An 18529-nucleotide genomic window follows, 5' to 3' on the forward strand; every position below is an offset into this window, starting at 1 on the left:
TCGCAACGCAAGCCCGCAGCCGCCGCCACGTGTCTTGCTCCAAACCCAGTATTGGAGGGAGCTTTTCATGTCGCACGACATCGCCGGCCCGCGGGCCGTCACTGCACTGGCCTTGCTGGCCTGGTGCGCAACCGCCGCCGCGCAGGCGCTGCCCGAGGTGCGCGTCACCGACAGTGGCACGACCACCGAGGGCACCTACACCGCGCGCGAGCTGGACATCGGCAAGACCGGCTTGTCGCCGCGCGAGACGCCGCAGTCCGTCAGCGTCATCACGCGCCAGCAGCTGGACGACCGCAACCTCACCAAGCTGGAGGACGCGCTCAAGTCCACGGTCGGCGTCAACATCACCCGGCTGGACGGCGCCGGCAACTACAACAGCATCCAGGCGCGCGGCTTCGACATCGGTGCCGTGCTGCTGGACGGCCTGCCCATCGCGCAGGGCCCCAACTACGCCACGGCGCTGGACCTGGCGCTGTATGACCGCGTGGAAGTGCTGCGCGGACCGGCCGGCCTGCTGCAAGGCGCTGGCGAGCCCGGCGGCGCGGTCAACCTGGTGCGCAAGCGCGCGCTGGGCACGCTGCGGGTCGGCGGTGGTGCGCAGCTGGGCTCGTTCGGCCTGCGTCGCGTGGACGCCGACATCACCGGCCCGCTGAACGCCGCCGGCACGCTGCGCGGCCGTGTGGTGGTGGTGGAAGACCGGCGCGACAGCTTCGTCGACCTGCTGTTCTCCAACAAGCACGCGGCCTACGGCACGCTGGAACTGGACCTTGCGCCTTCGACCACGCTGTCGGTCGGTGCCACGCGCCAGCGCGTGCGCTCCATGGTCGACCAGGGCCTGCCGGCCTATGCCACCGGCGAGCTGCTCGACGTGCCGCGCAGCACCGTCGTGGGCACGCGTTCCAACCGGCAGGACATGGACACGCGCGACGTGTTCGCCGAACTCGAACATCGGCTGGGCAACGGCGGCACCGTCAAGGCTGCGCTGCGCGACGTGCGGCGCGACAACTTCTACCGCTCGGGCCGCGCCAACGGCGCGGTTGCCGCCAATGGCAACTTCGCCTTCGAGACGGTGGACCTCAAGGGCCAGCTCAAGGACCGCAGCGCCGACCTGTACCTGGCCACGCCGTTCACGCTGGCCGGGCGCGAGCACCGGCTGCTGCTGGGCCTGAACCGCAACGAGCGCGAGAGCGGCGAGGGCAACTTCGCCTACGGCCCGCGCTCGATCTTCAACATCTTCGCGCCGGCCTACATCGACATGGCCTATCCGCAGATCACTCTTCCCGGCTTCACGAGCACCACCACGCGCAGCAAGACGGCGCTTTACGGCCAGGCGCAGTTCAGCGTGACCGAGCGGCTGCGCCTGCTGGCAGGCGGCCGCATGAGCTGGGCCGAAGTCGAAGTGCAGCGCAACAGCGATGGCCAGGTCACCGCGCGCAGCAAGCCCGGACGCCAATTCACGCCCAACCTGGCGGCACTGTTCGACCTCACGCCGCAACTGACGGCCTACACCAGCTACGCCGAGAGCTTCGTCGTGCAGAGCCAGCTCGACAGCCGCAACCAGTTGCTGCCAGCGCGCAGCGCCAAGCAGGTGGAAGTCGGCATGAAAGGCGAGTTCCTGAACAAGCGGCTGCAGGCCCAGGCGGCGCTGTTCCGCATCGACGATGCCAACCGCGCCATGGCCGATCCCGTGGTCAGCACCGCCTACATCCCCGGCGGCGAGGTGCGCAGCGAAGGGCTGGAGCTGGAAGCCAGCGGCCAGATCGCGCCCGGCTGGGACGTGCTGGCCGGCTACGCGTACACGAAGACCGAATACCTGAAGGCCCCTGCCGCGCAGCTGGGCCTGGCGTTCGCACCTGCCACGCCCAAGCACGTGGTCAACCTGTCGAGCCGCTACGCCTTCCGCGATGGCGCGCTGCGTGGCTTCAGCGTCGGCGGCGGCGTCTCATGGCGCAGCAGCTTCTACGCGCAGGCCGGCAGCCTGCGCCTGGTGTCGGGCAACTACGCCCTGGCCAACCTGCAGCTGGGATACGCCTTCAATGACCACGTCGAGCTGGGCCTGACGGTCGACAACCTGTTCGACAAGACCTACTACGAAAAGGTCGCCGGCCTGGGCCGGCAGAACTTCTACGGCACGCCGCGCAGCGCGGTGCTGGCACTGAAGCTTCGCTACTGAGAGGAGAGAGGGATGAGAGGAACCACCGCAACGCCAGTGCTGCTGGCCGCGGCGCTGGCGGGGCCAGCCGCCTGGGCCCAGGCTAGCGCCACGCTGCCCGAGGTCAAGGTCACGGCCGAGGGCGAGACCGCCAGCGGCCCGGCCAGGGGCTTCGTCGCCAAGCGCAGCGCCACCGGCACCAAGACCGATACGGCCCTCGTCGAGACGCCGCAGTCCATCACCGTCGTCACGCGCGAGCAGGTCGAAGCCCAGGCTGCCGACTCGCTGGACCAGGCCTTCGGCTACTCGGCCGGCATCACGCCGCTGTCGGGCGGCTCGCAGCGCCGCATCTCGACCAGCTTCACGGTGCGCGGCTTCAACGTGACGGGTTCGGCGCCGCTGTATGTGAACGGCAGCAAGTTCCCGATCAACTCGCTGTCGGGCGCGATGGAGCTGTACGCGTTCGAGCGCATCGAGCTGCTCAAGGGCCCGGCGTCCATCCTGTACGGCCAGGCCGCGCCGGGCGGCATCATCAACCTCGTCAGCAAGCGGCCCACGGCCACGCCGCTGCGCGAGGTCGAGCTGCAGGTGGGCAGCTGGGACCGGCGCCAGGCCGCCGTCGACCTGGCCGGCCCGCTGAGCGAGGACGGCCGCGTGAGCTACCGCATCACGGCGCTGGCGCGCAGTGCCGATGCCATGGTGTCGCAGATCGCCGACGACCGGCGGCTGCTGAATGCGGCCCTGGCGTGGAAGCTCACGCCCGACACCGACCTCCTGCTCCTGGCGGGCTACAACAAGGGCAAGAGCAACTACGACTACGGCAAGCCGTACGACGGCACGCTGCTGCCCAACCCCAACGGCCGCATCGCACGCGAACTGTTCGTCGGCGAACCGGGCTTCGACAAGTTCGACACCGAAGGCAGGACCGCTGGCTGGCTGCTGGAGCACCGGTTGAACGCGGACTGGACGCTCAAGCAGAACCTGCTGGTGTTCGACTACACCTCGGACAACGCCTACGCCTCCATCGACAGCCGGGCCGACGCCCGGACCGGCTTGCGCACGGTGATCCGCACGCCGTACGCGCGCTACGACACCGACGACGGCTGGAGCCTGGACCACCAGGTGCAGGGCCGGTTCGCGACCGGATCGTTCCAACACCTGCTGGTGGCGGGGCTGGACTTCAGCGACCGCGACTTCACGCGCGCGCAGCGCACCGGCACGGCGGCCGCGCTCGACTTGTACAACCCGTTCTACGGCAGCGGCGTGAACCTGGATGCCGCGGGCTCGCAGTCGTCGACGTCGGCGCGGCAACTGGGCCTGTACCTGCAGGACCAGATCAAGCTCGGCGCGGGCTGGGTCGCGCTGCTCGGGGCGCGTTACGACAAGGCACGCAACGACGGCCGCTCCGTTTCGGCCACTGGCGCATCCTCGTCCACGGACGCGCGTTCGCACGCCTTCACGCCGCGCGCAGGCCTGCTGTACCACTTCGACAACGGCCTGGCGCCCTACTACAGCTACACGCGCTCGTTCCAGCCGTCATCGGGCACGGACTTCTTCGGCACACCGTTCAAGCCGACCGAAGGCACGCAGCACGAGCTGGGCCTCAAGTACGAACCGTCGGGCACCAACCTGCTGGTCACCGCCGCGGTCTACGAGCTCACGCAGACCAACGTCTCCACACGCGACCCGGACCATGCGGGCTTCTCGGTCCAGACCGGCGAGATCCGCTCCAGGGGCTTCGAGCTGGAAGCGCGCGCCAGCCTGGACCGGCAGTGGGACGTCACGGCCGCACTGGGCGCGATCGATGCGCGCGTCACCAAGAGCAACACCGCCAACCTGGGCACGCGGCCGACCTCGGTGCCGCGCAACACGGCCTCGGTCTGGGTCGACCACCGCTTCGCGGCGGTGCCAGGCCTGTCGGCCGGCCTGGGCGTGCGGCGCGTGGGCGCGCAGGCCACCGCGGTGGCGGGCCTGAACGTGCCGTCGTTCACGTTGGTCGATGCGGCGCTGCGCTACGAGACCGGGCCGTGGCGCTTCGCGCTCAACGTGAAGAACCTGGCCGACAGGAACTACGTGGCCGACTGCACCTATGCCTGCTTCTACGGCGACGAGCGCAACGCCACGCTGACGGCGCGCTACAGCTGGTGACACCCCTTTCCTCATCGACGTTCTGCAACACCATGACCATTGCACAAGCTCCCTTCGCACGCCGCGCCGCCACCCTGGCAGCATTGGCCTTCGCCAACACCATGCCGGCGTTCGCGCAGCAGGCTGCGCCCGCCACGGCCGGCACGCTCGGCGAGATCCGCGTCAACGCCAACGCCGAGCGCGAGACCGCCACGTCGCCCGTCGTCGGCTACCGCGCCAAGCGCGCGGTGACCGCCACCAAGACCGACACCCCGCTGGCCGAGACGCCGCAGTCCGTCACCGTGGTCACGCGCGAGCAACTGATCGACCAAGGCGCCACCAACCTGCAGGACGCGCTGGCGTATGCGGCCGGCGTGCGCTCGGACGCCTACGGCCTGGACTCTCGCGCCGACTCGGTGAAGATCCGCGGCACCGAGCCGAGCATCTACCTGGACGGGCTGCAGCAGAACTCGGCCGGCTGGTACACCAGCACCACGCGGCCCGACCCCTACACCATGGAACGCATCGAAGTCCTGCGCGGGCCGGCCGGCATGCTGTTCGGCGCCGGCACGGCGGCCGGCGTGGTGAACATGGTGAGCAAACGGCCTTTGCAGGAAGCGCAGCGCGAAGTGGGCGTGCAGTTCGGCAGCTGGAACCGCAAGCAGGTACAGGCCGACCTGACGGGGCCGTTGTCGGAGCAGTGGTCCTACCGCCTGGTCGCGCTGCACCGCAAGGCCGACACCCAGGTCGACCATGTGCCCGACGACCGCACGGTGATCGCGCCTTCGCTCGCCTGGCGGCCGGACGGGGCCACGTCGCTGATCCTGCAGGGCTTCTGGCAGAAGGACCAAACGGGCAGCACCTCGCAGTTCTTCCCCTGGGCCGGCACGCTGCTGTCCAACCCGAACGGCCAGCTGCCGACCAGCCGGTTCATCGGCGAGCCCGGCGACCGCTATGACAGCGACCGCAAGTCCTTCGGCTGGCAGTTCGAGCACAGGTTCAACGACCAGTGGACGCTGCGCCAGAACCTGCGCACCTCGCGCAACGAGAACGACTCGGACTACTTCTACGCGAACTTCTTCGGCAATGGCGCCGACGTGGCCGCCGGCGGCTGGAGCGTGGACCCGGTCAACCAGCGGCTCATCCAGCGCATCTACGGCCGCGGCATCACGCGCACCCGCATGACGGGCGCGGACACGCATGCCGAAGGCCGGCTGCAGACCGGCGCAATGCAGCACACGCTGCTGACCGGGCTGGACTATTCGCGCCAGCGCGAGCACGTGCGCGAGAGCGATGCCCAGTTCAGCGTGATCGACGCCTATGCGCCGGTCTATGGCGTGGCTTTGCCCGATCGCGGCGATCTGCCGAACACGCGCAGCACCACGCAGCGCAACGTCGGCATCTACCTGCAGGACCAGATGAAGCTGGACCGCTGGATCTTCGTCGCCGGCCTGCGGCACGACCGCGCCACGGCCAGCACCGATGGCGGCGACAGCGAAACCACCACTGCCACGACCAAGCGCCTGGGCCTGATGTACGCGCTGCCGGCGGGCTGGTCGCCCTACCTGAGCTACACCGAGTCGTTCACGCCGCAGGGCGGGCGCACGATCACCGGCGGGCTGTTCAAGCCCCTGCGCGGCGAGCAGGTCGAGGCGGGCGTGAAGTACCTGCCCGACGGTGTGCCCGTGGCGTTCACCGCGTCGGTCTACCGGCTCAAGGAGAAGAACCGCACCGTCTCCGACACGACCGACCCGGTGCGCTTCGGCCGGCAACTCGACCAGACGCTCAACAAGGGCGTGGAGCTTGAACTGAAGTCGACCGTGGGCAAGAACACGGACGTCATCGCGCACTACAACTACCTCGACGCCGACCGCAAGCTGGAAGGCACGCCGCGCCACCAGGCCTCCGTCTGGGCCAAGCATCGCTTCGCCATCGCGGGCGTCACGGGCTTTTCCGTCGGCGCCGGCCTGCGCTACATGGGCGACTTCGTCGATGCGCAGGGGGGCCCGCCCGGCCCGCGCGTGCCCTCGGTCACGCTGCTCGACCTGATGCTGGCCTACGACACGGACACCTGGCGCTTCGCGCTGAACGCGAACAACGCGACCGACAAGACCTATGTGAGCACCTGCCTGGCGCGTGGCGATTGCTGGTGGGGCGCGCGCCGCAACATCGTGGCCAGCGCGACCTACCGGTTCTGACGCGCGCTGCGCTTCAGCCCGCGGCGATCTGCTGCAGCCCGTCCGGATCGGGCAGCAGCAGCAGCGCACCGCTCTGCAGCACCAGCCCGCGTTCGCGCAGGTTGCGCAGCACGCGCGAGAAGGTCTCGGGCGCCATGCCCAGTTGGGCCGCGATGGAGCGCTTGCGCTGCTGCAGCGCGATGCCCACGCGGCCGTCGTCGGCGCGCCGGGCATGCTGCAGCAGCCATTGGGCGCAGCGTGCCTCGGCGTCCTGCACCAGCAGGGCCAGCGTGGCCTCGGCCTGGCGGCGCTGGGCCCGGGCCAGGTCGGTCAGCATGCGGGCTGCGGCTTCGGGCAGCGTGGCGTGCCATCGGCGCAGCGTGGCCGCGGGCAGGGCGCGCAGGGCCACCTGCGTCTCGGCCACCCAGTCGCAGGGCGAGGGCAGCTCCAGCAAGGCGGAGGCCGCATCGAGCCAGCACGGCGCCTCGAACGCCACCAGCCGGTGGCGCAGCACGCCGCGCTGCAGCAGGCCGGCGACCACCCGGCCGCTGTGCAGGTACAGCGCCGTGCTGGGCACGGCGAAGCGGGCGGCCAGCAGTTCGCCGGGCGCCGCGCTGCGGGGCGATGCGTCGGGCAACAGGGCTGCGGACAAGGGCATGGCGGCACTGTGGACCACGGCGGCGTCGCGGCATTTGCGCTAGCGCAAGACTTGCGCATTCAGCGGTGTGCGCATCCGGTGGCGTGCGCTGTGGAAGGGCTGCGCGGCCAGGGGATTGCGCGGTCGCAGGCTGGCGCGTTCAGGCTGGCGCGGTCAGAGGCTCGCGCGTCGGGTGTCGGGCCAGCCGATGCGGCCCTGGCCCAGCTGGTCCAGCCGCTCGCGCAACGCGGTTTCGGCGTCGCCCGCCACCTCGAAGCGCATGTGCACCAGCGGCCCGTGCTCCACCGCCAGGCTGCGCGCACCGGCCGCCTCGAGCGCACGGCGCACGCCACCCTCCAGCGCATAGGGCAGCACGCAGGCCAGCGGCTGCCAGCGCACCAGCGCCACCTTGTCGGCCAGCAGCAGCGCCTGCGCCACGGCATCGGTGTAGGCGCGCACCAGGCCGCCGGCACCCAGCTTCACGCCGCCGAAGTAGCGCACCACCGTGGCCAGGACGCCGTCCAGGTCCTGCTGGCGCAGCACGTGCAACATGGGGCGGCCGGCGGTGCCGCCGGGCTCGCCGTCGTCCACCGCGGCAGAGTCGCCGCCGGCCAGCAGCGCCCAGCAGACATGGGCGGCGCCAGGGTGCTCGCTGCGCAGCCCCGCGACCACCCGCAGCGCCTCGGCGCGGTCGGCCACCGGCTGCACCTGCCCGAGGAAACGGCTCTTCTTGATGACGAGTTCGTGCTGGGCGGGGCGGGCGATCGACTGCGGCATGGGCCGAGCTTACCCAGCCGCTGCCATCCAGTACCGTCGAGCACCTGCGGCGCGCGGGCGGGCCTGCGCGGCGCGGGCCCGCCACTACACTGGCCGCTTCCGATTCACTCCCGTGAAATTCCGGTGACCCGCATTCACGCCTTCGCCGCATGAGCACGCCCCGCCCACCGCGCAGGCGGGTGGCCGCCGCAGCGGCCCCGGCCGCACCGCCGGATCCGATGGGCTGGATCGGCCCGGAGATCAAGAGCCTGCGCAAGGCCAAGGGCCTGTCGCTGCAGGCGCTGGCGCAGGCCTGCGGCAAGTCCATCGGCTTCCTGAGCCAGGTCGAGCGCGGCATCAGCCAGGCCACCATCAGCGACCTGCACGCGATCGCGCAGGCGCTGGGCGTGCAGATCAACTGGTTCTTTCCGCCGGGCGACGCGGCACCCTCCGACGGCGGCACCGTGGTGCGCAAGGCCCAGCGCCGCCAACTGCCTTTTGCCAGCGGCATCGCCGATTTCCTGCTCTCGCCCAACCTGGACGGACCGCTGGAGCTGCTGTGGTCCGTCATGGAGCCCGGCGCCGACAGCGGCGAGGCCTACCGCCATGCCGGCGACGAGGCCGGTGTCGTGATCCGCGGCCGGCTCGAGCTGTGGGTGGGCACGCAGTTCTTCGCGCTGGCCGAGGGCGACAGCTTCAGCTTTGCCAGCACGCTGCCGCACCGCTACCGCAACCCGGGCGACACCCGCACCGAACTGGTCTGGGTCGTCACGCCGCCGTCCTACTGATCCCTTTTGCGGTGCAGGTCGGGCGCCGGGGGCACGCCAGTCCAGGGCTTGCGCGCTGGCGCGAAACCCGCGCCTGGATTAGGTTGCGTGAAATTTCTGAGTGAAATTTTCATGTTCGTGTAAGTCTGGCGCGGAACCTGCTTGGTCGGTGGCGCCGCTGTGCACCGAACATGACGCCTGCCCTGTTCCAACTGTTCAACGCCTGAAAGCCCCTTGCCATGCCCAAGCGCGCCATTGCCTCCGACCGTGTCTTCAAACCCTCGCTGCCTTTCGCGCAGGCCACGCTCGCGGGCGGTTTCCTGTTCGTCTGCTGCACCGGCCGCGACCTGCAGGGGCAGTTCGCCGTGGGCGACGTGCAGGCGCAGACCCAGCAGGCCATCGACAACATCCGCGTGCTGGTCGAGCAGGCCGGCGGCAGCCTGCGCGACGTGGTCAAGTGCACGGTCTACGTGACCGACCGCGCCAACTGGGCGCCCATGAACGCGGTGTACTTCGCCAACTTCGCCGAAGACCCGCCGCACCGCGTCTCCGCCATCGTCAGCGGCCTCGGTTCGCCCGACTGCCTGGTGGAGATCGATGCGACCGCCTACCTGGGCACCGACTGAGCCGCCGCGTCCCGCGCGTGCGGCGTTGCTGATTTCCCCACCACCCTTGCAGGACCTACCATGCTGAGCCGCCGTTCCTTTCTGCCCCTCATGCTTGCCTTGCCCGCTGCCCTGCAGGCGCAGATCCTGCCGGGAGGCCGGCCGATGCGCTGGGTCGTGCCGTATCCGGCCGGCGGCGCGGCCGACGCCATCGGCCGCAACTGGGCCACGGCCTACACCGCGGCCACGGGCCAGCCGGTCGTCATCGACAACCGCGGCGGTGCCAACGGCGCGATCGGCATGCAGGCCGTGAAGGACGGCGCGCCCGACGGCAGCGTGCTGGGCGTGCTGAACGTCTCGCTGTTCACGGCCCTGCCGCTCATGATGGCCAAGCCGCCCTACGACGGCATGCGCGACTTCACGCCGATCGCGCGCCTGGTCACCTCCACCGTGGTGTGCTGCGTGACGCCCGAACGCGCGAAGAAGAACGGCTGGACCGATTTCCGCAGCCTGCTGCAATGGGCGAAGAAGCCCGGCAACCAGCTGACCAAGGGCTCGGCCGGCAACGGCTCGCCGGCGCACCTGCTGATCGCCACCGTGGCCAGGCGTTCGGGCGCCAACATCCTGCACGTGCCCTACCGCGGCGGCGCGCCGGCCCTGACCGACCTGCTGGGCGGACAGATCGACATGGTGTTCGACTTCATGCCGGCGCTGATGCCGCACATCGCCTCGGGCAAGCTCATCGCGCTGGCCGTCGGCAGCCGCGAGCGCAGCCCCATCATGCCGGAGGTGCCGGGCCTGGGCGAGTTCGCCGACCTGGGGCTGGGCGACCTCGACCTGCAGTCCTGGAATGCATTGACCGGGCCGGCCCGCATGGACCCGGCCGTCGTGCAGGCCATCTTCGAGGGCGTGCAGCAGGCCGCCACGCCCGAGCTCGCGGCCCGGCTCAAGACGGCTGGCCTGGTGCTGGCCACCACCGCCAGCGTGGACGCCACGCGCGCGCTGCTCGCGGCGGACGCACCGCGCTGGAAGGAGATGGTGCAGACCTCGGGCGCCGTCATCGACTAGGCGCAGCGCGGCAGCCCCAGGCGGCGTACGGGTGGGCGCCGGGTGCGCAGACCCCGCTCGCTATCATCGTCCGATGCCCGCCAGCCTTCCGTTTCCGCCAGCGCACATGCCATCGGGCGGGCGCGTCCGGCGCACGTTCGCGCAGTGGGGGGCCGTGCTGCTGTTCGGTGCCGTGGCGGCGGTCTATGCGCTGTCGCCGTCCAGCCACGACGCGCGCAGCCGCGCCGCCACCGCCCGCCTGCTGCATGCCACGACCTGGCTGGCGCTGCCCTGGTTCGCGCTGCTGAGCGCCCTGATCAGCCTGGCGCTGATCCGCACGCTGGTGGTCACGGCGCAGAGCTACGGCCTGTCGCAGTTCGCGCTGGAGATGGTGGTGCGCGTGCTGGTGCTCGAGTTCGTGCCGCTGGGCGCGGCGCTGTTCGTGCTGCTGCGCGTGGCGCTGGCCGGCGACCTGCTGCCCACGCCCGACGCGGCGGGCGGCCTGGCGCCGCAGGCCATCGCGGCCGCGCGCTGGCGGCTGGAGCTGGTGCCGCGCGTGCTGGCGCTCGGCTTCGCGGTGCTGGCCCTGGCGATCGCCAGCGGCGTGCTGGCACTGCTGCTGGCCTACACCGTGGTGTATGGCGTCTCGCCCTGGGGTTTCGAGGCCTACACGCGCATGGTGGGCCGGGTGTTCGATCCGGCCGTGGGCCTGGCGCTGGCGCTCAAGACCGCGCTGTTCGCGCTCACCGTGGCCGTGGTGCCGCTGGCCAGTGCGCTGCAGGAACCGATGGCGCAACGCCGCGCCGGCGGCTTCGCGGTGCGCAGCGGCACGCGGCGCGTGCTGGCGGTGCTGGTGCTGCTGCAGGCGGCCTCGCTGGCGCTGAAGTTCCTGTAGCCATGGACGACCTGCAGGACGCTCCGCCGCCGCGCAACGTGGGCTTCAAGGCCGGCGTGCTGCTGGCCCTGGTGCTGGTGCTGCTGTGCGGCGCCGTGGCCTATCTGCTCTATGCGCGCGGCGTGTTCGAGGAGACACAGGAGCTGCGGCTGCTGGCCGACGATTCCGAGGGCGTGAGCGTGGGCATGGACCTGACCTTCGCCGGATTTCCGGTGGGCCGCGTGCGCCGCATCGAGCTGGCCGATGACGCCAAGGTGCGCATCGTGGTGGCCGTGGCGACCAAGGACGTCGGCTGGCTGCGCAGCTCCAGCATCTACACGCTGGAGCGCGGCCTGGTCGGCGAAGCCCGGCTGCGGGCCTTCACCGGTGTGCTGGGCGATCCGCCGCTGCCGCCGGATGCCGAACGCCCCGTGCTGCGCGGCGACGTGAGCGCCGAGATCCCGCGCCTGGTGGCCACCATGCAGACGCTGGTGGGCAACCTCGAACGGCTGACGCAGGAGGGTAGCCATGTGGACGCCAGCCTGGCCAACCTGCGCCATTTGAGCGAAGGCCTCAACGGCCGCTACGGCGTGCTGGGCGCCGCCCTGGGCGGCGAGGACAACGCGAAGAAGCTGGTCACGGCGCTGGACCGCGCCAACGCGCTGCTGGGCCGCACCGACCAGCTGGTGGGCAACGCCGACCGGCGCCTGTTCGGCGAGAAGGGCATGGCCGACGACGCCCAGGCCACGCTGCGCCAGGCCAGCGCCTTGCTGGCCGATGCGCGCGCGAGCCTGCAGAAGCTCGACGCCGTGCTGGTCGAGGCGCAGGCCGTGGGCGCCAATGCCCGCGTGGCCACGGCCGACCTGGCGCCGCTGCGCGCCGAGGTCGAACGCAGCCTGCGGCGCGTGGATGCGCTGCTGGGCGAGGTCAACCGCAAGTGGCCGTTCGCGCGCGACACGGAGATCAAGTTGCCATGAGGGCGGCGCTGCCCGTCGCCTGCCTGGCCGCCCTGGTGCTGGCAGGCTGTGCGGCGCGCCCGCCCGTGCCCGACTGGCAGGCCAACGCGCAGGGCGCGCTGCAGGCCGCCGTGGCCGCCACGCTGAATGGCGAGGCGCGTGTGGCCCAGGCCGAGATGGCCCGCGCACGCAGCGAGATCGCGCGCACCGGCCAGCCGGCCCTGCTGGCGCGGGCCGAACTGGTGCTGTGCGCCGCGCGCGTGGCCAGCCTGGACCTGGACGGCTGCCCGGCCTACGCGGCGCTGGCCCAGGACGCCGAGGCGCCCGAGCAGGCCTATGCGGCCTTCCTGTACGGCACCGCCACGCCCGCGCAGATGGCGCTGCTGCCGGCCCAGCACCGGGCCGTGGCGGCCGGCGGCCCCGTGGCGCCGGACGCCGAGCCGCTGGCCCGGCTGGTCGGCACCGCTGTGCGGCTGCGCCAGGGCCGGGCCACGCCGGCCGATGTCGCGTCCGCCGTCCAGGCCGCCACCGCCCAAGGCTGGCGCCGGCCGCTGCTGGCCTGGCTGGGCGCGCAGCTGCGCGGGGCGCAGGCGGCTGGCGATGCGGGGGCGGCCGAGCGCATCCGCAGGCGCATCCAGCTGGTCGATTGACCGTTGGGCAAGGCGCGCGGCCTGAGTCCGCGCATTGCATTCGATGCGACGAACCACGGCCCCTGTCTACAATCGCGCGCCCGGCCGCAATGGACGGTCCCTTTCCCCCTGAACCGGAGTTTTTCCCATGCAACGACGCCTGGCCGTCTCTCTGGCCGCATTGGCCACGCTCGCCCTGGTGGGCTGCGCCACCGAAAGTTCGCGCACCGTCGCGGTGGCGCAGGTCGCTTCCGCCGCCACGCCCTACAGCGGCCCGCGCTTGCCGGTCGCGGTCGGCAAGTTCGACAACCGTTCCAGCTTCATGCGCGGCGTGTTCTCCGATGGCGTGGACCGGCTCGGCAGCCAGGCCAAGACCACGCTGATCGCGCACCTGCAGCAGTCGCAGCGCTTCTCGGTGCTGGACCGCGACAACATGGCCGAAGCCGCGCAGGAGGCCCGGCTGCAGGGCCAGGCGCAGCAGCTGCGCGGTGCCTCCTACGTGGTCACCGGCGACATCACCGAGTTCGGCCGCAAGGACGTGGGCGACCGCCAGCTGTTCGGCATCCTGGGCCGCGGCAAGGAGCAGGTGGCCTACGCCAAGATCACGCTCAACGTGGTCAACACGCTGACCTCCGAAGTGGTGTTCTCGGCCGGCGGCGCCGGCGAGTACGCGCTGTCGAACCGCGAAGTGCTGGGCTTCGGCGGCACCGCCGGCTACGACGCCACGCTCAACGGCAAGGTGCTGGACCTCGCCATGCGCGAGGCCGTGGACGCGCTCGTGGCCGGCCGCGATGCCGGCCGTTGGGGCCAGGAGCGCAAGTGAGCCGCACGTCCTCGATGTGGCGGGCGCTGCCGCTCGCCGGTGCGCTGCTGCTGTCGGCCTGCGCGGCGCCGAACAAGCCGCTGTACCTTTGGGACGGCTTCCCGCGCCAGCAGTACGAGGTGCTGCAGCGCACGGGTGCCGACGCCAATGCGCAGATCCAGGCCATGCAGGCCCAGGCCGAGAAGGCGCGCGCCGCGGGCGCCGCGCTGCCGCCGGGCTTCCGTGCGCACCTGGGCATGCTGCAGCTGTCGGTCGGCGCGGCCGACCAGGCGCGTGCCAGCTGGCAGGCCGAGAAGGTGGCCTTCCCCGAGTCGGCGCCCTACATGAACCAACTGCTCAGGCGGCTCGACGGCGGCGCCGTGGCCCCACCGACCAACGGAAACCCGTCATGAAGATCCGCCTTGCCAGCCTGGCCGCCGCTGCCGGCCTGTTGCTGCTGACCGGCTGCGCCAGCCAGCGCGCGCCCTACGACTACAGCGCCTTCCAGCAGGCCAAGCCGGCCACGCTGCTGGTGCTGCCACCGCTCAACGATTCGCCCGACATCAACGCCACGGCCGGCCTGTGGTCGCACACCACGCTGCCGCTGGCCGAGGCGGGCTACTACGTGCTGCCGGTCGCGCTGGTGAACGAGACCTTCCACCAGAACGGCGTGCAGACGGCGCAGGACGCGCAGGCGATTGCGCCGGCGAAGCTGCGCGAGTTCTTCGGTGCCGACGCGGCCGTGTATCTGCGCATCACGCAGTACGGCACCAGCTACCAGGTGCTGGCCAGCGACACGCGCGTGACGGCCGAGGCCCGCATCGTCGACCTGCGCACGGGCACCCAGCTGTGGGCCGGCAAGGCCACGGCTTCGTCGGCCGAGCAGCAGCAATCGCAGGGCGGCCTCATCGGCCTGCTGGTCACGGCCATCGTGCACCAGATCATCAACACCAGCACCGACGCCGCGTACAACTACGCCGGCATCGCGGGCCAGCGCCTGCTGGGCGCGCCCCGGCTCGATGGTGTGCTGCCCGGCCCGCGCTCGCCGCTGTACGGGCAGGTGCCCGGCAACGCGCGCTGAGGTCTCAACCCGCGTTGCGGTAGGCCGCCAGGGCCATCGCGCTCAGGCTGCTGCTGGCGCTGTTGACCTGCGAGAGCTTGGTCGCCGTGCTGAGCACGGCGGCCTGCTGGTCCTTGAGCGCCTGCGAGCGCTTGCCCAGCCGGTCCAGGTAGTTGTTCAGGCGGCCGTCGTCGGCCAGTGCCTCGGTGCTGGCCTTGGCGAGGCTGTCGCCCAGGCGTGAGAAGGCTTGCGCGACGCCGGCCGCATCGCCGGACCGGGCCTTGCCGAGCGCGCCGTTGTCCAGCGCCAGCGTGCCGTCCGCCTGGCGGGCGATGCCCAGCCTGGCCAGGTTGCCGCGCGGCATGTCGAGTGCGTCGACCGCGCTGTCCAGCGCGCGCTGGGTGCGGGCGGTCGCATCGCTGCCCGCGGCGGCGGCGCCCTTGAGCGTCGCGTTGTAGGCCGTGACCAGCTTGGCCAGCGCCGCCTGGACCGCCTCGGGCGTGCTCGAGGCCGACAGTGCGCCGAGCCCCTTGGCGGCCGTGCCCAGGTCGGCCAGGCCGGACTTGAAGCTGCCCAGCGCCGACAGCGAGGCCGTCACGGTCTGCGACTGCGCCGTGATGCGTTCCTGCACCTGGGCCAGCACCGGCGAGATCTTGCCGAGCGCCTCGGTGTCGGCGGACTTGCCGCCCGATGCGGTCTGCTGCGTGCTGCTGGCCAGCTTGGCCTGGGCCTGGGCGAGCACGCTGTCGACGGAGATGGTGCCGGTGCGCATGGCCACGAGGATAGCCAGCCATGCGCGCCGGCAGGGCCGGAAATGGCGGGCGAATGCGGGCCAGTTCGGCGCGTGTCGAAACGGCGGGCCGCCGTGCGTCGTGCAGGCGCAAGAGAATGTTTTGCGCAACTTCCAAGGAGAGACACATGCGATTCATGGTCATCGTCAAGGCCACGGCCGACAGCGAGGCAGGCGTCATGCCCAGCACGGAACTGCTGGCCGCGATGGGCCGCTACAACGAGGAGCTCGTCCAGGCCGGCGTGATGCAGGCCGGCGAGGGCCTGCACCCCAGTTCGCGCGGTGCGCGCGTGCGCTTCTCGGGGCCGCAGCGCACGGTGGTCGACGGCCCGTTCGCCGAGACCAAGGAGCTCGTCGCCGGCTTCTGGCTCTGGAAGTGCGCCTCGCTGCAGGAGGCCATCGGGTGGGCCAAGCGCTGCCCCAACCCGATGCCGGGCGACTCCGAACTGGAGATCCGCCAGGTGTTCGACGCCGAGGACTTCGGCGAGGCGCTGACGCCCGCGCTGCGCGCGCAGGAAGAACGGCTGCGCGCGCAGGCCTCCACGCAGCGCTGACCGTCAGAACCCGGCCGTCATCGTCACGTAGAACGCGCGCCCGGGCTCGTTGTAGGTCTGCGCACCGGCCGCGCTGTTGTTGGAGCGGCGCTGGATGCGCTTGTCCAGCAGGTTGCTGACGCCGGCGCCCAGGCGCAGGTTCCTGTCGTACTGGTAGGTCGCGCCGATGCCGAACAGCGCGTAGCTGCCCACCTCGTCCAGCTGGGCGCCGGTCGCGTCCGTGCCCGTGCTGGTCACCGTGCGCGGCTTCTGGCGGCCGTACAGCGTGGAGGTGAACTGCGCCGACACCTTCTCGCCCACGCGCCAGTCCAGCGTGCTGTTCAGCGTGTACTTCGGGATCACGGTCACGGGCTGGCCGGTCTCCCTGGTCTTGTTGCTGAACATCCAGGTGAAGTTGTTGATGAGCTTGAGCGTGCGGCCCGCGCTGCCCAGCAGCGGCACGTTGAAATTGCCCTCCAGCCCGTGGATCAGCGCCGGGCCGCCGTTGTGCCACTGGAAGTAGCGGTAGGTGCCGGCGTCGACCACGGTCTGGCCGGGCATGTCCGAGACGATCTTGTTCTGGTAGTCGTTGCGGAAGTAGGCCAGGCTCGCGTCCCAGCCGGCGTGGTTGTTCCAGGCCAGGCCGAGTTCCTGGTTCACGCTGATCTCGGGCTGGAGGTCCGGGTTGCCCTGGATGTAGCAGGGCCCCGCCACGCCGCTGGGGCAGCCGTTGCCGCGCGTGGTGTACCAGTAGTCGGGGTTGGTCTGGTACAGGTTGGGAGCCTTGAACACGCGCGCCACGCCGCCCTTGAGCGTGAACGCGTCCGACAGTTCGTAGGTGGCGTTCAGGCTGGGGCTCCAGTTGCTGCCGAACTGGTCGTGGTAGTCCAGGCGCAGGCCGGGCGTCAGCATCAGCCGGTCGGCCACGGCGATGTTGTCTTCCAGGTACATCGCGTAGGACCTGGCCTCCATGGTGCTTCCGGTGGCCGTGCTGCCCGTGGGCGAGGCCTGCTGCGTGGCGTTGGGGTCGTCCAGCTTCTGGTGGCGCACCTCGAAGCCGCTGGTCAGCGTCTGCGACAGGCCGGCGATCTTGAGCGGCGTGTTCAGTTCGCCGTTCAGGTAGACGGTGCTGAGGTCGGCCTGCGTGAACGACAGCGGCGCAGAGCAGCTGCCCTCCGGCCCGCCGGCCGTGGCCTTGGTGCAGTTGACGTTGCGCGTGTCCTCCAGCTGCAGCGTCAGGCGCGACCTGCCGAGCGTGCCCCAGTTGCCGCGGTGCGTGGCCGAGGCCGTCTGGCGGTAGGTGCGGCGCACCTCGGCGCCGGCGTTGGCCAGCTCCTGCGCGATGGCGGCGCCGTCGGCGCTGGTGCTGACCGGGTATTCGCCCGTGTAGATGTTGCCCTGGCGGCTGATGCCGGCCTCGAACTCCAGCAACTGGTCGGGCGTCAGCTGCCAGCGCAGCAGGCCGTCGACGTCGCGGTTGCGCGTGCCCTCGATGCCGGCGGCGGTGGAGCCGGCCGCCGCGTTGATGCCGGGCGCGTTGGCGTCCGTCTTGGCCACGTTGCCGTAGAGGCGGAACGAGAGCCTGTCCGACAGCGGGCCCGCGAGGTTGAAGCCCAAGCGCTGCGTGCCGTTGCCCTCGTCGCCGTGCTGCGGCGTGCCGAGGTAGGTGGTGACCGAACCGGTCAGCTGGTCGGCCGGCTTCTTGGTGACGATGTTGACCACGCCGCCGGCCGCGCCGGAGCCGTAGCGCGCCGCCGCCGGGCCGCGGATGATCTCCACGCTCTCGATGGCGTCGGCCGGCACCCAGTTGGTGTCGCCGTGCGTGTCGCGCTCGCCGCTGCGCCGCATCATGGCCGCGTCGCGCGAGTTCACGGGCTTGCCGTCGATCAGGATCAGCGTGTTCTCCGGCCCCATGCCGCGCAGGTCGATCTGGCGGTTGTTGCCGTAGGCGCCCGTGGAGCTGGCGCCGGTCAGGTTCACGCCGGGCTGGGTGCGCAGGATCTCCGCCAGGTCGTTGGCGGGCGGGCGGCGTTGCAGGTCTTCCTGGGTGATGCGCGAGGAGCCCAGTGCCTGGCGCAACGCCTGCTCGGCCGTGGCGACCACGCGCACCTCGCCCAGCGTGCCGGCGCTGGTGGCGTTGGTGGTGCCGGCCGCGCGCAGCGTGAGCGCGCCGTCGGCGGTTTCCTCGGTCTCCAGGCCGGAGCCGTCCAGCAGGCGGGCCAGCGCCTGCTGCGGATGCAGGCTGCCATACACGGCCGGCGCGTTGCGGCCGCGCACCAGGGCCTCGCTGAACACGATCTTGCGGCCGGTCTGCTCGGTGTAGCGGGCCAGCGCCGCGGCCAGCGGCTGCGCCGGGATCGCGAAGGCGATGCGGCGCACGTCGGCGCGGCAGCGGCCTGGGCCTGGGCCGCCAGCGGCAGGGCCAGGGACAGGCAGGCCGCGAGCAGGGCGCGCTGCAGGGTGGAGAGGCGGCGGGCGGCAGGGGCTGCGGTGTGGTGGGCGGTGTGGTCGGCCGGTGAGGGGCGCATGGGGATGGGTGTCCTTCGGGAGCAGCGGGCGCCGCGACAGTGCGGCGTGGTCGTTCACAAGACGTTCGGCGCCGCAGGGTGGGAACCTG

General features: G+C 71.4%; 17 protein-coding genes. 13 read left to right on the forward strand and 4 right to left on the reverse strand.

Features of this window, described 5'->3' with window-relative positions; genetic code table 11:
• The first annotated feature begins 67 nt into the window (after positions 1–67).
• The 3 genes from ASF44_RS05435 to ASF44_RS05445 are packed head-to-tail and all read left to right on the forward strand — an operon-like array spanning position 68 to position 6477.
• Positions 68–2173, forward strand: a complete 2106-nt coding sequence (locus ASF44_RS05435) for a TonB-dependent siderophore receptor (RefSeq protein WP_056898085.1) — start codon at positions 68–70, stop codon at positions 2171–2173.
• A 12-nt stretch (positions 2174–2185) separates the two neighbouring features.
• Positions 2186–4300 (forward strand): TonB-dependent siderophore receptor, encoded by a 2115-nt coding sequence (locus ASF44_RS05440; protein WP_082524525.1) that lies wholly within the window; start codon positions 2186–2188, stop codon positions 4298–4300.
• 32 nt (positions 4301–4332) lie between these two features.
• A complete protein-coding gene (locus ASF44_RS05445) occupies positions 4333–6477 on the forward strand; it encodes a TonB-dependent siderophore receptor (RefSeq protein WP_056898087.1) in 2145 nt (714 codons plus the stop codon).
• Between the two features lie 13 nt (positions 6478–6490).
• Here ASF44_RS05445 and ASF44_RS05450 read toward each other — a convergent pair whose 3' ends face one another.
• A complete protein-coding gene (locus ASF44_RS05450) occupies positions 6491–7114 on the reverse strand; it encodes a Crp/Fnr family transcriptional regulator (RefSeq protein WP_056898088.1) in 624 nt (207 codons plus the stop codon).
• Positions 7115–7267: 153 nt separating this feature from the next.
• Complete coding sequence (locus tag ASF44_RS05455) at positions 7268–7870, reverse strand: YigZ family protein (RefSeq protein WP_056898089.1); 603 nt, start codon at positions 7868–7870, stop codon at positions 7268–7270.
• 149 nt (positions 7871–8019) lie between these two features.
• Between ASF44_RS05455 and ASF44_RS05460 the strand changes: the two genes are divergently transcribed.
• The 9 genes from ASF44_RS05460 (at position 8020) to ASF44_RS05500 (ending at position 14610) form a co-directional block, all read left to right on the forward strand.
• Positions 8020–8637, forward strand: coding sequence for a helix-turn-helix domain-containing protein (locus tag ASF44_RS05460; RefSeq protein WP_200930555.1), 618 nt, complete (start codon positions 8020–8022; stop codon positions 8635–8637).
• A gap of 218 nt (positions 8638–8855) precedes the next feature.
• Complete coding sequence (locus ASF44_RS05465; RefSeq protein WP_056898090.1) at positions 8856–9242, forward strand: RidA family protein; 387 nt, start codon at positions 8856–8858, stop codon at positions 9240–9242.
• A 90-nt stretch (positions 9243–9332) separates the two neighbouring features.
• On the forward strand, positions 9333–10289 hold the full coding sequence (locus tag ASF44_RS05470; protein WP_162243783.1) for a tripartite tricarboxylate transporter substrate binding protein: 957 nt from the start codon (positions 9333–9335) through the stop codon (positions 10287–10289).
• Positions 10290–10362: 73 nt separating this feature from the next.
• Positions 10363–11163: an ABC transporter permease gene (locus ASF44_RS05475; RefSeq protein WP_082524526.1), complete on the forward strand. Its 801-nt coding sequence runs from the start codon at positions 10363–10365 to the stop codon at positions 11161–11163.
• 2 nt (positions 11164–11165) lie between these two features.
• Complete coding sequence (locus tag ASF44_RS05480; protein WP_056898093.1) at positions 11166–12119, forward strand: MlaD family protein; 954 nt, start codon at positions 11166–11168, stop codon at positions 12117–12119.
• Positions 12116–12748: a hypothetical protein gene (locus tag ASF44_RS05485; protein WP_056898094.1), complete on the forward strand. Its 633-nt coding sequence runs from the start codon at positions 12116–12118 to the stop codon at positions 12746–12748. The genes ASF44_RS05480 and ASF44_RS05485 overlap by 4 nt, the downstream gene beginning before the upstream one ends.
• A gap of 127 nt (positions 12749–12875) precedes the next feature.
• On the forward strand, positions 12876–13550 hold the full coding sequence (locus tag ASF44_RS05490) for a CsgG/HfaB family protein (protein ID WP_056898095.1): 675 nt from the start codon (positions 12876–12878) through the stop codon (positions 13548–13550).
• The gene (locus ASF44_RS05495; protein WP_200930556.1) at positions 13547–13942 is read left to right on the forward strand and encodes a DUF4810 domain-containing protein; all 396 of its coding nucleotides are present in this window, start codon (positions 13547–13549) and stop codon (positions 13940–13942) included. Before ASF44_RS05490 ends, ASF44_RS05495 begins: the two co-directional genes overlap by 4 nt.
• Entirely contained in the window at positions 13939–14610 is a 672-nt protein-coding gene (locus ASF44_RS05500) for a DUF799 domain-containing protein (protein WP_056898097.1), read from the forward strand. The genes ASF44_RS05495 and ASF44_RS05500 overlap by 4 nt, the downstream gene beginning before the upstream one ends.
• Before the next feature lie 4 nt (positions 14611–14614).
• On the opposite strand, the gene ASF44_RS05505 is transcribed toward ASF44_RS05500, so the two are convergent.
• Positions 14615–15361 (reverse strand): hypothetical protein, encoded by a 747-nt coding sequence (locus ASF44_RS05505; protein ID WP_056898098.1) that lies wholly within the window; start codon positions 15359–15361, stop codon positions 14615–14617.
• 146 nt (positions 15362–15507) lie between these two features.
• On the opposite strand from ASF44_RS05505, the gene ASF44_RS05510 reads away from it, so the two are divergent.
• Entirely contained in the window at positions 15508–15933 is a 426-nt protein-coding gene (locus ASF44_RS05510) for a YciI family protein (RefSeq protein WP_056898099.1), read from the forward strand.
• 3 nt (positions 15934–15936) lie between these two features.
• Here the strand turns inward: ASF44_RS05510 and ASF44_RS05515 are convergent, their stop codons facing one another.
• A complete protein-coding gene (locus ASF44_RS05515) occupies positions 15937–18291 on the reverse strand; it encodes a FepA family TonB-dependent siderophore receptor (protein WP_200930557.1) in 2355 nt (784 codons plus the stop codon).
• Between the last annotated feature and the right edge of the window lie 238 nt (positions 18292–18529).

The organism is Pseudorhodoferax sp. Leaf274 (genome assembly GCF_001422445.1).
Taxonomy (GTDB): domain Bacteria; phylum Pseudomonadota; class Gammaproteobacteria; order Burkholderiales; family Burkholderiaceae_C; genus Pseudorhodoferax.

What these genes read in the sequence shown, in the direction of transcription:
- ASF44_RS05475 (WP_082524526.1), top strand. Translation starts at nt 10,363, where the DNA reads ATGCCCGCCAGCCTTCCGTTTCCGCCAGCGCACATGCCATCGGGCGGG.
- ASF44_RS05485 (WP_056898094.1), top strand. Translation starts at nt 12,116, where the DNA reads ATGAGGGCGGCGCTGCCCGTCGCCTGCCTGGCCGCCCTGGTGCTGGCA.
- ASF44_RS05470 (WP_162243783.1), top strand. Translation starts at nt 9,333, where the DNA reads ATGCTTGCCTTGCCCGCTGCCCTGCAGGCGCAGATCCTGCCGGGAGGC.
- ASF44_RS05465 (WP_056898090.1), top strand. Translation starts at nt 8,856, where the DNA reads ATGCCCAAGCGCGCCATTGCCTCCGACCGTGTCTTCAAACCCTCGCTG.
- ASF44_RS05445 (WP_056898087.1), top strand. Translation starts at nt 4,333, where the DNA reads ATGACCATTGCACAAGCTCCCTTCGCACGCCGCGCCGCCACCCTGGCA.
- ASF44_RS05450 (WP_056898088.1), bottom strand. Translation starts at nt 7,114, where the DNA reads ATGCCCTTGTCCGCAGCCCTGTTGCCCGACGCATCGCCCCGCAGCGCG.
- ASF44_RS05500 (WP_056898097.1), top strand. Translation starts at nt 13,939, where the DNA reads ATGAAGATCCGCCTTGCCAGCCTGGCCGCCGCTGCCGGCCTGTTGCTG.
- ASF44_RS05480 (WP_056898093.1), top strand. Translation starts at nt 11,166, where the DNA reads ATGGACGACCTGCAGGACGCTCCGCCGCCGCGCAACGTGGGCTTCAAG.
- ASF44_RS05460 (WP_200930555.1), top strand. Translation starts at nt 8,020, where the DNA reads ATGAGCACGCCCCGCCCACCGCGCAGGCGGGTGGCCGCCGCAGCGGCC.
- ASF44_RS05435 (WP_056898085.1), top strand. Translation starts at nt 68, where the DNA reads ATGTCGCACGACATCGCCGGCCCGCGGGCCGTCACTGCACTGGCCTTG.
- ASF44_RS05440 (WP_082524525.1), top strand. Translation starts at nt 2,186, where the DNA reads ATGAGAGGAACCACCGCAACGCCAGTGCTGCTGGCCGCGGCGCTGGCG.
- ASF44_RS05505 (WP_056898098.1), bottom strand. Translation starts at nt 15,361, where the DNA reads ATGCGCACCGGCACCATCTCCGTCGACAGCGTGCTCGCCCAGGCCCAG.
- ASF44_RS05490 (WP_056898095.1), top strand. Translation starts at nt 12,876, where the DNA reads ATGCAACGACGCCTGGCCGTCTCTCTGGCCGCATTGGCCACGCTCGCC.
- ASF44_RS05455 (WP_056898089.1), bottom strand. Translation starts at nt 7,870, where the DNA reads ATGCCGCAGTCGATCGCCCGCCCCGCCCAGCACGAACTCGTCATCAAG.
- ASF44_RS05510 (WP_056898099.1), top strand. Translation starts at nt 15,508, where the DNA reads ATGCGATTCATGGTCATCGTCAAGGCCACGGCCGACAGCGAGGCAGGC.